This window comes from Rhodococcus cerastii, assembly GCF_033042195.1.
Lineage (GTDB): Bacteria > Actinomycetota > Actinomycetes > Mycobacteriales > Mycobacteriaceae > Rhodococcoides.
In genome coordinates this window covers 72,765-86,094 of the sequence record NZ_JAWLKF010000008.1, presented here as the reverse complement: position 1 = coordinate 86,094, position 13,330 = coordinate 72,765, and the positions used below count along the sequence as shown (strand labels likewise).

Here is a 13,330-nt window from a genome sequence, read left to right as displayed (position 1 = left end):
GTAGCCTGCTACGAAGTTCCACTCACATGCTCCGAAGGAGCTCCCCTATGGACGTCGTGATCGGACAGTTGTTCACCGGCCTGTCGATCGGATCCATTCTCTTGCTCGCCGCCCTCGGGCTCTCACTGACGTTCGGTCAGATGGGCGTCATCAACATGGCGCACGGCGAGTTCATCATGGCCGGTTCGTACACGGCCTACGTGGTGCAGCAGATCGTCTCCACCGGCGGCGCATCACTGTTCATCTCTCTGATCGTCGGCTTCCTCGTCGGCGGCGCCATGGGAGTGTTGTTGGAGGTCACGCTGATTCAGCGTATGTACCACCGACCACTCGACACCCTGCTCGTCACGTTCGGCGTCGGGCTCATCCTGCAGCAGCTCGCTCGCGACATCTTCGGGGCACCGGCGGTCAACGTCGTGTCCCCGGGGTGGCTGACCGGCGGCGTCGACATCCTCGGTGCCGTGGTGCCCAAGACCAGAATCTTCATCCTCGTCCTCGCGGTCGTCGCCGTTGTTGCGCTGTCGATCGCGCTGAAGAAGACCGCGATGGGTCGACGCATCCGCGCGGTGGTGCAGAACCGCGATCTCGCGGAGACCTCGGGCATCTCGAGTCGTAGGACCGATATCTCGACGTTCTTCCTCGGCTCCGGACTCGCCGGCGTCGCGGGTGTCGCACTCACCTTGATCGGTTCCACCAGTTCCACTGTGGGACAGAGCTATCTGATCGACGCCTTCCTGGTGGTCGTCGTCGGTGGTCTCGGCCAGATCAAGGGCGCGGTCATCGCGGCCTTCGCTCTGGGAATTCTCAACTCGTTCATCGAGTACAGCACCACGGCGTCGATCGCCAAGGTCATCGTGTTCGTGCTCATCGTGATCTTCCTGCAGGCCCGACCGCAGGGCTTGTTCGCCGTCAAGACAAGGAGCCTGGTATGAGCGAGTTCATCGCCAAGCGCGGCGCTCTACTGGGATTCGCGCTCGCCGCGATTCTGTTGTTCGCAGTCGCTCCGGCCGTCCTCAGCGACTTCCGGCTGAACCTGCTGGGCAAGTTCATCTGCTACGCCATCGTGGCCGTCGGTATCGGATTGGCATGGGGCCGAGGCGGAATGCTCACCCTCGGTCAGGGTGTCTTCTTCGGTATCGGTGCCTACATCATGGCCATGCATCTGAAGATCTCCGACGCCGATCTCCGCGGCGACGACGTACCGGACTTCATGTCGATCGCCGGAATTCGCGAACTGCCCTCGTACTGGGTGCCGTTCACCTCGCCGATCACCACGATCCTGGGCATTCTGTTCGTGCCGGCCCTGGTGGCGCTGGTACTCGGTCTCGGCGTGTTCAAGCGTCGGGTCAAGGGCGCGTACTTCGCGATCCTCAGCCAGGCACTGGCCGCGGCTTTCGCGATTCTGCTCATCGGCCAGCAGACCACCGGTGGATCCAACGGCCTCAACAGGTTCCGCACCTTCTTCGGGTTCAACCTCAACGACCCGGCCAACAAGCAGATGCTGTTCTTCATCGCTGCAGGCGTACTCCTCGTCGTCGTCGCCATCACCCGCCAGCTGATGTACTCGCGCTACGGCGAACTGTTGGTGGCGGTACGCGACCAGGAGGAGCGGGTGCGGTTCCTCGGCTACGACCCCGCCAACGTCAAGATCGTGGCCTACGTGGCGGCCGCGTTCTTCGCGGGTCTCGCAGGCGCGCTGTTCGTTCCGATCGTCGGCATCATCTCCCCCAACGACGTAGGCATCGTCCCGTCCATCGCGTTCCTCATCGGTGTCGCGATCGGCGGTCGTACAACCCTGCTCGGCCCGGTCCTCGGCGCACTCGGCGTCGCCTGGGCTCAGACCACACTGTCCGAGCAGTTCCCGTCGGGCTGGACGTACGCGCAGGGACTGTTGTTCGTGGTGGTCGTCGGGTTCTTCCCCGCCGGTATCGCAGGACTGTTCGCGCTGCGAAAACGAAAGAAGGAAGCCGAAGCGGTACCCGAACCGAGCGACGAGCCAGAGAAGGAACTGACGCGATGATCCACGTCGAAGGTCCACAACCCACGTTCGGCGGCAACGCCGGCATGTCGAGTCAGTACCTCGAAGTCCGAGACCTGACAGTCAGTTTCGACGGTTTCAAGGCCAACACCAACGTCGATCTGACGCTGATGCAGGGCGATCTGCGTTTCCTCATCGGGCCCAACGGCGCAGGCAAGACCACGCTGATCGACGCCATCACCGGCCTCGTCCCGGCGACCGGCTCGGTCACCAAATCCGGCGTGGAACTGCTCGGCAAGAAGGTGCATCAGATCGCCCGCCTGGGCATCGGCCGAACCTTCCAGACCGCCAGCATCTTCGAGAATCTGACGGTATTGCAGAACCTGGACATCGCCGCCGGGTCCGGTCGGTCGGTGCTGACAATGTTGCGTCGTCGAGGATCGGTGCTGCCGCAGATCGAGGAGGCACTCGAGACCATCGGCCTGATGGCCGAGCGCGACAAGCCGGCAGGAATTCTCGCGCACGGTCAGAAGCAGTGGCTCGAGATCGGAATGCTGTTGGTGCAGAACGCCGACGTGCTGCTGCTCGACGAGCCGGTCGCCGGCATGAGTCACGAGGAACGCGAGGAAACGGGCCAGCTGCTGCAGCGCATCGGCGGTGAGCGGACGGTCGTGGTGGTCGAGCACGACATGGACTTCATGCGCATGTTCGCCACTTCGGTGACGGTGTTGGCAGCCGGACGGGTCCTGGCCGAGGGCACAGTGGCCGAGGTACAGGCCGATCCGAAGGTCCAAGAGGTGTACCTCGGCACCGCGGCTGCGGGCGAGGAACTCGATCACATCGCAGAAGAGGGAGCCGGTCATGCTTGAACTGGTCGATGTACGTACCGGTTACGGCCGCAGCGAAGTCATTCACGGTGCGTCGCTGACGGTTCCGGCCGACGGTGTCGCCGCAGTGATGGGGCACAACGGTGCCGGCAAGACCACCCTGCTGCGGGCAGCGGTCGGCTTGCTGAAGGTCAATTCCGGCAAGGTTCTGTTCGACGGCGAGGACGTGAGCGCGTTGCGCCCCAGCGCCCGCGTCGCTCGGGGGCTCGCCTATGTGCCGCAGGGTCAGCAGTCGTTCGGCCAGTTGACCACGGCCGAGAACCTGCAGGTGGTCGCCGACGGCCGCAAGCGCGGCAAGGCGCTGATCGACGAGGCACTCGATCTGTTTCCGGCATTGAAGGAATTGCTCGGTCGCAGAGCGGGATTGCTCTCGGGTGGACAGCGCCAGCAGCTGGCGATCGCGAGGGCCCTGATCACCGAACCGCGAATGTTGATCCTGGACGAGCCCACCGAGGGCATCCAACCGTCGGTGGTCGCCGAGATCGAACGCACCGTCATAGAACTCACTCGACGCGGCGGTCTCGGAGTGTTGTTGGTGGAGCAGCACATCGGTTTCGCTCTGGAGTCGGCGCAGAACTACTACATCCTCGAGGCCGGCCGCATCACGTCCACCGGCGTGGGCGGAGCCGAGTCCGAGGCAGACGTCCGCGCAGCCATGGCGATCTGACCGGACGCATCGTGCCGCGCAGGGACCTTCGCGAGAAGGTCTATTCGTCACTGCGCCGGGATCTGATCTCCGGTGCCATCAGTTCCACCGAACGGCTCGGCGAGGAGCGTCTCGCCGAGCTGTACGGTGTCTCGCGCACTCCGGTGCGTGAAGCCTTGGCCAGATTGCAGGCCGACGGTCTCGTCACTCGCGATGACGCCGGGCTGCACGCCTATCGTCCACGACTGAGCGACCTGCCCGATCTGTACGAGCTACGGGCCACTCTCGAGGCTCGCGGCATCACGCGCTCGACATCCCAGTCCGTCGACCGGGCGTCGCTGTCGAACCTGTTGGACACCTGGATCGGTTTGCGGGACGACCCTCCCGGCACCACCGACGATCTGGTGTCCCTGGACGAGAACTTTCACGTCACCTTGCTGGCCACGTCGGGTAATCCGGCTCTGACCGAGGCGCTGTGCACCGTGAACGCCAAGGTGCGTCCGGTTCGGATACTCGGCGGACTCGACGCCGCAGCCGTCGTCTCGGCGATCGATCAACACATCGACATCGTCGAACGCGTGCTCGCCGGGACCCTGGACTCGGCACTGGAACTGCTACTCGCCCATATCGATTCATCACGCGATCGAGTGGTCGCGCGGGCGCAGCAGGCGGCGGCGCTGGCCGGCGCGGTCCGTATCTGATGCGTCAGGCGCGACCCGCCAGGAGTGGAGCCTGCGGAACGACCCAACTAGTCCGAGAGAATCCGATCGATGTCGTCGAGCACGGTCTGCCCACCCATGGGCCCGACCCCGGTGATCCAGTACGACATGTCCACCGCGTGCGGGTTCGGCAGGATCGCTGCGTTGGCGGTGATCGACGCCGGAATCGCCGCGGGGTCCGACGGGTCGGCGGCGGTGACGACGATCAGATCCGCTGCCGCCTGAGCCGCCAGCTCGGGCGAGATGTCGACCGAGATCTCGTCCGCCCATTCCGGCCGCGGCGGAGTGGTGAAGCCTGCACATTCGAGGGTGCTCCCGGCGAAGGACGACGGCCCGTACAGGGTCAGCTCACCGTTGCGCGGCCTGATGAGTTGTGCCGTCTGCCCGGCAGTGTCGAATTCCTCGGCGATCTCGGCACACCGGTCGTCGTAGTCGGTGAGCAGTTCCTCGGCGTCGTTCTCCTTGCCGAGAGTGCGCCCGACGAACCTGACGTTCTCGCGCCACGGATCGGACTGGGATGCCATGAACACCGTCGGTGCAATGGCGGAGAGTTGGTCGTAGTACTCGGCGTGTCGAGTCTCCGTGCCCAGGATCAGATCGGGTTGCAGGGCCGCGATGTCCTCGATGGTCGGTTCGGCAACCGTACCGACGGTCGCGATGTTCGCCGCTTCGGTACCGAGGTACGACGGCACGCCGCTCGTCTCGCTGAGCACGGCGGTGCCGACGGGCATTACGCCGAGGGCGACGGTGGTGTCGAGCTCGACCGGCTCCAGGGTGACGATGCGCAGCGGGGTCTCGGGCACGTCGACCGTTCCCCGGACGGTCTCGATCGATCTCGTGGCGCTGCCTGCGCTGTCGGGGGCGGGGTCGGTGGACGAGCACGCCGTCGCAGTCACTCCGAGGGCGGCGATGGTGAGCGCGAGGGCCGTGATGCGGGCATGGGACTTCGTCAAGGGTCCTCCGAGGAAAGTTTGTGCTGGATGACAAGAAGGGTAGCCTAGCCTTCTTCGTCCCGGTGACGTCCGGCCGGGCAGTCGGTACGGTGTGGCTGTGACCACACCACGCATTCCGTCCGGTACCGCCAGAACCCTCGGGCCCATCAACTGGGTCATCTGCAAGGTGATCGCCAAGGGTGCGGGGGTGCCCAATCCGCACTTGTTCACCACCCTCGGGCGCACCGGTGGGCTGTATCGGGCATGGCTGTTCTACAGCGGCCACCTGATGCCCGGCGGGAAGATCTCACGCAAGGAAACCGAAATGGTGATCCTGCGCGTGGCGCACCTGCGCGATTCCGCGTACGAGATGGACCATCACATCCGGCTGGGCAAGCGGGCGGGCATCGACCGGGATCTGCTCGAGCTGATCAAGACCGGACCGGACGCACCGGGACTGTCGACGCGGTATCGGACCATCCTCACTGCGGTCGACGAACTCATCGCCACCAAAATCCTCTCCGACGCGACCTGGAACCAACTCGCCACCCAGTTCGACGAGCGACGACTCATCGAATTCGTCCTGCTGGTCACTCAATACGATGGCCTGGCAACCACTCTCGGCGTTCTGCGAGTGGAGCGGGACTACGGCGACCGGCCTCCGCGACCATGATCGACTCTGCCGAGACCGCATTGCACCGCGCACTCGAGATGATCGAGCCCGAGGTGCTGCGGGGGCTGGCGCGCACCGACGGCGGGTACGTCGAACTCTTACCGAACGTGCCCGCACCGAATCCGTCGCCGGCCAGCATCGCGATGAACAACCGCGTGGTGGCGGCGATCTACGAGAAGGTGTGGCGCCCGTTCGGTGTATCGGTGATGGGCGTCGCCGGCATGTCCATGTCGGCCGAACGTGCGAAAGCCGTTGCCGACCTTCGATTGAACGGCCCGCAACGGGTACTCGATGTCGCGTGCGGCCCGGGCAACTTCACCAGGTTCCTCTCGGAGGCTCTCACCGGTGATGGGCTCGCCGTCGGATTCGACATCTCCGAGGCGATGATCGCCCGCGCGGTGCGAGACAACCGCGGCCCCCGCGCGGCGTACGTGCGGGGAGATGCCGCCCGACTGCCCTATGCCGACGGCGCGTTCGACGCCGTATGCTGCTACGCCGCACTGTATCTCGTCCCGAAGCCCATGACGGTGCTGGACGAGCTGATTCGCGTCGTGCGCCCGGGTGGACGCATCGCAATCATGACCAGCTGCGAGCCACGCCCGGCACCGCTGGGTACCGTCGTCGGCTTCGGAACGGGCCTGGCGGGTGTGAGGATGTTCCCGAAGAACCTGTTCGTCGACGTGTTCGAGGCATCGGGACTGACCGAGATCGAGCAGGAAGTGCGCGGCCTCGCGCAGTTCGTCAGCGCTACCAATGCCCGCGCAACGGAGCGGATCTAGGTCTTGGGACCGTAGTCGCTGACGATCCACTGACCGTCCTGGTCGGTGACCGTCACCAGCAGGAGATTGGGAACGTTGCCGGGGTCGGGCTGTTGTACGTTCTGTGTCGTCTGCTGGGCGAACACCGCCACCTTGTACTCTCCACCGGATTCGGAATCGATTGCCGCCGAGAGAACCTCACCGGTCGCCACCACCTGGGACTCGTTCATGATCGCGGTGAGTGCTTCCCGGACACCGTCGTACCTGTCCTGCAGTGACTGCGACGCGCCCTGGTCGACTCCTTCGAAGAAGGCGTCGAGGTTGCGGTAGTCGTACGTCAACGACCGTGCGGTGTACTCGGTGGCCGTGTTCAGCGCCATCTGCCGGTCCTGCTCGTGTGCACGTTCGGCTGCCAGATCGCCTGCCGCAGAATGCCACAGCACGCCGAACACCACTGCCAGCACTACCCCCGGTACCGCCGCACCCACGACGGACCACCGGATACGGCGTCGCCGCTCGGGGTTCTCGGGCGCAGTCGCAGTCTTGTCCTCGGGCATTGTTTCTGTCTTCTTTTCGGATGCATCTACTTCGACCATGAGGGGGTCACTCCAATCAGTTCGGAATCTGGACGGACAGTTTGGCCGGTCCGCCCGGAGGGAAGACGGCCTGAAGCATGTCGACGATGGAACCGGCGTCCACTCGCATCGGCTTGATGGGCGCGGTGTACGGCTTGAGAAGCGTTGCGATGAGGGCAAGGTCGGGTGACAGGGGCGTCAGATACTGATCTATCTTCGGGCCGATCTTGCCCAGTGGATCGTCCCAGACGTCCGCGCCGACGTACGAGTAGTCGTTGAATCCCTCGAGCAGATTGGCCACACCCGAACCCGTCGCACCGACCCACGGCGCGGCGTCGGTCATGACCGGGCCGTAACCGTAGGCGTTGCGTCCGCCCTGTTGAGCGTTGTCGTAGAGCCTTCGGATCTCACCGCTCTTGTCACGCAGCGTCGCCGACAGGTATCGGAAGGCCTCCACCAGGCGATCGACATCGCCTTCGCGACCGTCGACCGCTGCCGACGCGGTCTCGGTCAGCCCCTTCACTGCATTCGTATCGAGCTGTGCGGCAAGGGAATCACCGAGACTCAGCGCCTCGCTGACGGTGATCGACGCGCGGACCTGCTCGTTGCCGATCTCGTCCCCGTCCGTCAGGTCGGGACCCCCGGTTCCTCGCGGGCGCAGATCCAGGTACTGCTCCCCGGCAGCGGACAGATTCGCGACGACCACCTCCGAGTCCGCGGGAATTCGATGATCGGCGTCGAGGGCGAGAGTGACGTCGAGCCCGCCCGGCACCACCGCGATGCTCTCGACCCGACCGACGTGGATTCCGCGCGAGGTCACCTGCGAGGTGTCCATCAAACCGCCCGACGTATCCATGTGCACCACAATGCGGTTGGTACTCCGCGTGGGGTTCATGTCCAGGACGCCGACCGTCAGGTAGACGACACCGACAACCGTCATGGCCATCAATGCGAGGAGTGAAACGACTGTGCCCGGCCTCATCGCACGATTCCTATCCCGCGCAGGATCCCGATCATGTCGTCCGCCAGTGCACCGGCTCCGCCATCGGTCGAGACCGAGCGCACTGCGATGTTCGGTGTCGACTCGAAGTAGGGAATCAACCGCTCGCGCAACAGGGTGTTCGCCTTCTCCATGTTCATCGGTACCGAGGAGTCGGAATTGGCGATCGCGATCAGTGCCGGTGAGATCGTCTCGACCGCGCCCGCGAGTTCCGGGTACGGACCGGCGAGGACGTCACCGATGTTCTGCGACATGTACCCCAGCGTGAAGATCATGTGGACGACGCTGAACAGCACCTCGGCCAGTCCGTCCGATCGTCTCGGACCGAGTTCGAGGACGCGTTCGACGCCGTCTCGCTGTGTCACGACGGTGTTCGACACCTTCTCCGCCGCTCCGAGGATTCGATCGATCTCGGGGGTGTTGTCGCCGATGTCGGTCAGTGCGATCCGCGCCGCGTTGTTGACCTTGTCGATCTCCGCCGGATCGGGAGGAATCGCGGCGTTGACGTTGTTCACCGCCTCCTGCAGCTGAACGTAGTGACCACCGGTCACCAGATTCGACACTCCTCGCAGCACGTCCTCGACGTTGTCGGCCGGAACCGTACGTTCGACCGGAATGACATCGCCGTCTCGAAGGTACGGCCCGGCGTCGCCCTCTCCGGCGCGAGTCGAATCCGCCGGCGGCTGCAGCGAGATGTAGATCTCGCCCAGAATCGACGACTGCCGAAGCTCGGCGACGGTGTCGGACGGCAGCTGCACATCGGTGGACAGGTCCACCGTTGCCACGGCGGTCGACCCCACCAACTCGACGGTGTCGAGGACGCCAGCGTCGACGCCTTCGACTATCACCTTCGCTTTTTCCGGAAGATTGAGCACGCTCGCGAATTCGATTCGCAGGGAGTACTTGTCGCCTGCCACGTAGCTGCCGGGAATCGGCAGGTCGGCCGGGTCGACGCTGCACCCCGACAGCAGGGCGACACAGCACAACCCGGTGATCGCGCGCCTCATCGCCATCCCGCCGAACCCAGTATCAGCTGCACCAGACCGACATCGATGACATCGCCTCGTTGCTGGTCCGCCGAGCACGTCGGTCTGTACTTGTTGAGCAGAGCGCAGACCTCGTTGGGAGAATTGGTGTCGATCTCGAACTGCGGCGGGTGGTAGATCACCCGACCGCTCCTGGAATCGTTGTCGTACATCGTCATCAAGTTCTCGCCTACGGTCGGCACCTGCGCCAGGATGTCCTTGATATCGCCCACCCGTCCGAGCAGTACGTCGACCACCGGCACCGCTTGGTCGAGAAATGCGTAGACCTTCTCGTCGTACTTCGCGACGTTGCGCGCCAGCGGCGGAATGAACTCGGTGGTCAGAGCGACCGTGGTGCCGAAGGACTGGGTGAACTCCGACAGCGTGATCATCCCCCGCTTCAGATTGTCGAGCAGCTTCGCCACCTCGGGCCAGCTCACCACGAACGTGTCGATCAGGCCGTCGAGGTTGTCGATCAGACGCCGCACGGTGGTGTCCTTGTCGGCAGGATCGCCGACCAGCTGCGCCAGTTGCCGAAGGCTGTCGTTGAGCTGGGTGCCGGAGCCGCGGAGCGAATCGTCGGCCGAACGCAAGGTGTCGCCGAGGATCTCGTCGTGGTTGCCCTCGGCGTCGGCCGGACCGAGCAGATCGGACGCCAGGCCCGACACGGCGTCGAGTGTGTCGCTGATTCCCAGTGGAGTTCTGGTGCGATCCAACGGAATACAACTCGACCGGTCGAACTCGGGACCGTCGATGTAGGGCTGCGTGAATTCCACGTGCCGGTCGGTGACGATCGAATTCGACAGTGTCACGGCCCCCACCTCGGCGGGCAGCCTGAGGCTGTCGTCGATATCCATGGTGACCACCACCGCGGTGTCGGTGTTCTCGATGCGTGTCACCGTTCCGACGACCACACCGAGCATCATGACCGAATTACCCTCGTACAACCCGACCGTGTCGGTGAACTCGGCACACAGCGAGGAGTTGCCCGCACCGGGGTCGATGACCGATGTGGCGGACGCAACCGAACCGACGAGCGTGACGACGACTGCTGCCGCCACGGCGATCCGCACCGATCTGCGTCTCATCAGCACACCCTCCCCGGCAACGGAATACACACGCCGACACCGACGACCGTGTCCTGCGACTGGTCGATCACGGGACCCTGCCCGCCGCCGATCAGAGCGGCGAGACCGTCCGAGCTTTCCTTCATTGTCGTGATCGCCCCGTCCACGTCACCCAACTGTGCGAACAGCTTCTGCGTGATCTCCTCGAGCTGGACGATCGACGGCTCGAGCCCCTTCTCGAATGCGACCACGGGACGGTGGAAGAGCTCGAACATTCTCCCGAGGAGGTCGAAAGCACTGACGACCTCGACGCGCTTGTCGCCGAATCCTTTGGTCAGGGTGCCGAGCTCGCGTACGAGTTCGGTGAGCATGACCCGATCGGCGGCCAATGCACCGACGTACTCGTCGGATACGACGAGCCCGCGCTCGAGTTGATCGGACCGCGTCGCGAGCGTGTCGGTGAGCGCAGACAGGTTGTCCACGATCGCGCGAGTGGACTGCGGCTGTTCGCTGACGGCCTTGTCCAACTCGGCCACGGTCTCCCGCAGCGTCGAACCGTCGATGTCGCGAACCAGCGGTGTTGCCGACTCGATCGCGTCGGACAGTTCGTAGGGCAGCTCGACCCGCTCCGGCGGAATCGGTGCCGAGCCGAGCTCGCCGTCACCGTGCGAGGTGAGCATCACGTAGTGACCGCCGATCGGTGTCAACAACTTCACCGTGACGGTCGACGCATCGCCGACGAAAACATCGGAGCTGACACTGAATTGGACATCGACATGCGCACCGGCCAGCTCGACCGAACGCACCGACCCGACCGCGATACCGGCGATCCTCACTTCGTCGCCCGGCTTCACCCCGGCTGCCGAGCCGAACTCCGCGGTGTAGGTCCGCTCGCCGAACGGAATCGTGTACAACGCCGCCGCGATCAGGAGCAGGACCAGAGAGGCCGCGACACCGACCGCGCCCCAGAAGAAGTGCGCTTTGTTCTCCGATTGCTCGTCACGAACGCCCTTGCGTAGTACGCGGCTCATCGGCACACCACCAAATTCTGTCCGCCGAGCACGATCTGCCCGATCCCAGGGATATCCTGCTGTCCGCGACTGCAGGAGTACGTCTGTGCGCCCGGGTCCGGAATGCTCGCATTGAGTCCGGTCAACAATCCCGGCGCGAGTGCCAACATCTCGGTCACCTGTTCGGTCTGCGGAAGCATTCGACGCAGTGCCCCGTCGACCGGCGCGTAGCTGTTGTCGTACGCCCGCTCGAGGCCCTCCATCAGCCCCACGAACGGTCGCAGCCCGTAATTGGCCTGATCCAGCGACGCGAGCACGCCGTCCATCTGGGTGCTGAGCTTGGAGACCAGACCGTGCAGTTGTTCGAGAAGGTCTGCGACCGACGCGGATTGGCCACCGATCGAGTCCGAGATCTGGCCGAGGTTCTCGATCAGGAGCCCGATGATCGATTCACGCTGTACTGCGAATTGGGTGATGCGATCCACGTCGCGCAGGACCGGACCGAGTCCGGACCCGTCACCCTGAACCATCCGGAGAATGTTCTCGGTGAACTGATTGAGCTGTGCGGTGTCGAGGGTGTCGAAGATCGGCTCGAAGCCGTTGAACAGCTTGGAGATGTCGAAGGACGGGATCGTTCGATCCTTGGAGATGGTCGCCCCGACCGCCAACGGGGCTCCGGTCGCCGAATCCTTCTGCACGAGTTCGACGTACCGCTGCCCCAGAAGATTCTGGTACCGAACCGCAGCCTGGGTGTTGGCGAAAATCGGCCGTCGGTCTTCGATCTCGAACTCGACCCGCGCGAGGGCACCGTCGAGTTCGACCGACGACACCTTGCCGATCTGCACCCCGGACATGCGCACGTCGTCGCCCACGTACAAACCCGACACGTCGTCGAACTCCGCGCCGTAGGACGACAGCGGTCCGCCGACCGGGGTGCGAAGAGCAGCGACGATGATCACCGCACACACCGCGGTCACCGTGAAGAAGACGAGCAGTTTGACCGCGGGGCCCGCTACCTTCTTCATCCGTTCGCCTCCTCGTGTGCGGCAACGGCTCCGGCCAGATCGGGCATGGTTTCGACTATCAGGTCGAGTTGCAGCTGAGGCTTCCCGTCGACGACGGGAAATGCGTCGGAGATACCGTCGAGCACCTGCGGCACTCGGTCGTAGCTGGGCGCCAATGTGCCGATCGACGCGGTGATGGGCACCAGCAGGTCCAGCACCGTGGACAGCAGCTTCGACAGGTTCGGATTGTTCGCCTTCAGCAAGTCGCCCACCGGAATCATCAACTGATCGCTCAGACCGTTGTTGGCGGCGATGGTTCGCGCTCGGTCGGCGGGTGCCTCGACGTACACGCTCTTGTCCACCACTCCCACCACCAGATCGAGCAAGGGCGGAACCAGGTTGCCGATTCCTTCGCCCAGTTCGGCACCGCGATGCAGCTTCCAGGCCAGCGGGTCGATCTGGTTGTTCGCCATCATCTGAGCAGTGTCGAAGTACGGCTTCAGGTTTCGACTCACCTCGACGGAGGTGTTCGCGATGAGGTCCAGGAGGTGGTCCACCTGTTCGGTGTCGAGAACCTCGGTGAGGTCGGCGACTCGCCGGAAGACTCCGGTCACCGTTGCGCCTCGCAGGTCTTTCGACACTTCGAGGGTCGAGTTGTCGGCCAGGGGTGCCCCCGTGCCATCGGAGACCAGTTCTATTGCAGTGGAACCGAATACGTTCGACGACGAGAATTGAGCCTGCATGGTGTCGGTGAGCTCGCCCGCCTGGCTCGGATCGATCTCCAGTTGCAGCCGCTGCCGTCCGAAGCCGACGGTCTCGATGTTGTCGACCGTGCCGATGGACAGACCACGGAACTTCACCTCCGACCCGGGCGTCAGACCGTCCCCCACCGATGCTGCATCGAGCGTCAGCTCGAAGGGCGAATCGAAGGCCCCGCGTGCGTAGGCGGTGAGGCCGCCTGCGAACACTGCCAAGGCAACGGCCACCGCCAGCCCTCGCAGGCGTAGCGTGGCCGGCCCGGCCGATCGTCCCGTCAGATCGTCGAAAACTGCCATC

15 protein-coding genes are annotated in these 13,330 nt (G+C 64.4%); 7 read left to right on the top strand and 8 right to left on the bottom strand.

Annotated features, from left to right (window positions below; genetic code table 11):
- The first annotated feature begins 47 nt into the window (after nt 1–47).
- From urtB to R3P93_RS15515, 5 genes are read left to right on the top strand one after another with little or no spacing between them, the layout of a single operon-like run.
- The gene (urtB, locus tag R3P93_RS15535; protein ID WP_037186827.1) at nt 48–932 is read left to right on the top strand and encodes an urea ABC transporter permease subunit UrtB; all 885 of its coding nucleotides are present in this window, start codon (nt 48–50) and stop codon (nt 930–932) included.
- The gene (urtC, locus tag R3P93_RS15530; RefSeq protein ID WP_317533382.1) at nt 929–2,020 is read left to right on the top strand and encodes an urea ABC transporter permease subunit UrtC; all 1,092 of its coding nucleotides are present in this window, start codon (nt 929–931) and stop codon (nt 2,018–2,020) included. Before urtB ends, urtC begins: the two co-directional genes overlap by 4 nt.
- Nucleotides 2,017–2,847 (top strand): urea ABC transporter ATP-binding protein UrtD, encoded by an 831-nt coding sequence (gene urtD, locus R3P93_RS15525; protein WP_317533381.1) that lies wholly within the window; start codon nt 2,017–2,019, stop codon nt 2,845–2,847. The genes urtC and urtD overlap by 4 nt, the downstream gene beginning before the upstream one ends.
- Nucleotides 2,840–3,532, top strand: a complete 693-nt coding sequence (gene urtE, locus R3P93_RS15520) for an urea ABC transporter ATP-binding subunit UrtE (RefSeq protein ID WP_094641033.1) — start codon at nt 2,840–2,842, stop codon at nt 3,530–3,532. Before urtD ends, urtE begins: the two co-directional genes overlap by 8 nt.
- A gap of 11 nt (nt 3,533–3,543) precedes the next feature.
- The gene (locus tag R3P93_RS15515; RefSeq protein WP_317533380.1) at nt 3,544–4,212 is read left to right on the top strand and encodes a GntR family transcriptional regulator; all 669 of its coding nucleotides are present in this window, start codon (nt 3,544–3,546) and stop codon (nt 4,210–4,212) included.
- Nucleotides 4,213–4,259: 47 nt separating this feature from the next.
- On the opposite strand, the gene R3P93_RS15510 is transcribed toward R3P93_RS15515, so the two are convergent.
- Nucleotides 4,260–5,183 (bottom strand): iron-siderophore ABC transporter substrate-binding protein, encoded by a 924-nt coding sequence (locus tag R3P93_RS15510; RefSeq protein ID WP_317533379.1) that lies wholly within the window; start codon nt 5,181–5,183, stop codon nt 4,260–4,262.
- A gap of 91 nt (nt 5,184–5,274) precedes the next feature.
- Between R3P93_RS15510 and R3P93_RS15505 the strand changes: the two genes are divergently transcribed.
- Complete coding sequence (locus R3P93_RS15505) at nt 5,275–5,835, top strand: carboxymuconolactone decarboxylase family protein (protein WP_269595107.1); 561 nt, start codon at nt 5,275–5,277, stop codon at nt 5,833–5,835.
- Nucleotides 5,832–6,614, top strand: coding sequence for a class I SAM-dependent methyltransferase (locus tag R3P93_RS15500; RefSeq protein ID WP_317533378.1), 783 nt, complete (start codon nt 5,832–5,834; stop codon nt 6,612–6,614). The genes R3P93_RS15505 and R3P93_RS15500 overlap by 4 nt, the downstream gene beginning before the upstream one ends.
- On the opposite strand, the gene R3P93_RS15495 is transcribed toward R3P93_RS15500, so the two are convergent.
- The 7 genes from R3P93_RS15495 to R3P93_RS15465 are packed head-to-tail and all read right to left on the bottom strand — an operon-like array spanning nt 6,611 to nt 13,329.
- Nucleotides 6,611–7,189 (bottom strand): hypothetical protein, encoded by a 579-nt coding sequence (locus R3P93_RS15495; RefSeq protein WP_156517177.1) that lies wholly within the window; start codon nt 7,187–7,189, stop codon nt 6,611–6,613. The two genes, R3P93_RS15500 and R3P93_RS15495, sit on opposite strands and share 4 nt — an antisense overlap.
- A gap of 16 nt (nt 7,190–7,205) precedes the next feature.
- Nucleotides 7,206–8,150, bottom strand: coding sequence for an MlaD family protein (locus R3P93_RS15490; protein ID WP_317533377.1), 945 nt, complete (start codon nt 8,148–8,150; stop codon nt 7,206–7,208).
- Nucleotides 8,147–9,181, bottom strand: coding sequence for an MlaD family protein (locus tag R3P93_RS15485; protein ID WP_317533376.1), 1,035 nt, complete (start codon nt 9,179–9,181; stop codon nt 8,147–8,149). Before R3P93_RS15485 ends, R3P93_RS15490 begins: the two co-directional genes overlap by 4 nt.
- On the bottom strand, nt 9,172–10,281 hold the full coding sequence (locus R3P93_RS15480; protein WP_141215319.1) for an MCE family protein: 1,110 nt from the start codon (nt 10,279–10,281) through the stop codon (nt 9,172–9,174). Before R3P93_RS15480 ends, R3P93_RS15485 begins: the two co-directional genes overlap by 10 nt.
- Nucleotides 10,281–11,291: an MlaD family protein gene (locus tag R3P93_RS15475; protein WP_149406605.1), complete on the bottom strand. Its 1,011-nt coding sequence runs from the start codon at nt 11,289–11,291 to the stop codon at nt 10,281–10,283. The genes R3P93_RS15480 and R3P93_RS15475 overlap by 1 nt, the downstream gene beginning before the upstream one ends.
- Nucleotides 11,288–12,295 carry an MlaD family protein gene (locus R3P93_RS15470; protein WP_068048013.1) on the bottom strand — a complete coding sequence of 336 codons (1,008 nt, stop codon included), beginning with the start codon at nt 12,293–12,295 and terminating at the stop codon, nt 11,288–11,290. Before R3P93_RS15470 ends, R3P93_RS15475 begins: the two co-directional genes overlap by 4 nt.
- Nucleotides 12,292–13,329 (bottom strand): MlaD family protein, encoded by a 1,038-nt coding sequence (locus R3P93_RS15465; RefSeq protein WP_149406604.1) that lies wholly within the window; start codon nt 13,327–13,329, stop codon nt 12,292–12,294. The genes R3P93_RS15470 and R3P93_RS15465 overlap by 4 nt, the downstream gene beginning before the upstream one ends.
- Nucleotide 13,330 lies beyond the last annotated feature (1 nt).

Coding starts and splice junctions, on each gene's coding strand:
- urtB (WP_037186827.1), top strand. CDS start 48: ATGGACGTCGTGATCGGACAGTTGTTCACCGGCCTGTCGATCGGATCC.
- urtC (WP_317533382.1), top strand. CDS start 929: ATGAGCGAGTTCATCGCCAAGCGCGGCGCTCTACTGGGATTCGCGCTC.
- urtD (WP_317533381.1), top strand. CDS start 2,017: ATGATCCACGTCGAAGGTCCACAACCCACGTTCGGCGGCAACGCCGGC.
- urtE (WP_094641033.1), top strand. CDS start 2,840: ATGCTTGAACTGGTCGATGTACGTACCGGTTACGGCCGCAGCGAAGTC.
- R3P93_RS15500 (WP_317533378.1), top strand. CDS start 5,832: ATGATCGACTCTGCCGAGACCGCATTGCACCGCGCACTCGAGATGATC.
- R3P93_RS15495 (WP_156517177.1), bottom strand. CDS start 7,189: ATGGTCGAAGTAGATGCATCCGAAAAGAAGACAGAAACAATGCCCGAG.
- R3P93_RS15490 (WP_317533377.1), bottom strand. CDS start 8,150: ATGAGGCCGGGCACAGTCGTTTCACTCCTCGCATTGATGGCCATGACG.
- R3P93_RS15485 (WP_317533376.1), bottom strand. CDS start 9,181: ATGGCGATGAGGCGCGCGATCACCGGGTTGTGCTGTGTCGCCCTGCTG.
- R3P93_RS15480 (WP_141215319.1), bottom strand. CDS start 10,281: ATGAGACGCAGATCGGTGCGGATCGCCGTGGCGGCAGCAGTCGTCGTC.
- R3P93_RS15475 (WP_149406605.1), bottom strand. CDS start 11,291: ATGAGCCGCGTACTACGCAAGGGCGTTCGTGACGAGCAATCGGAGAAC.
- R3P93_RS15470 (WP_068048013.1), bottom strand. CDS start 12,295: ATGAAGAAGGTAGCGGGCCCCGCGGTCAAACTGCTCGTCTTCTTCACG.
- R3P93_RS15465 (WP_149406604.1), bottom strand. CDS start 13,329: ATGGCAGTTTTCGACGATCTGACGGGACGATCGGCCGGGCCGGCCACG.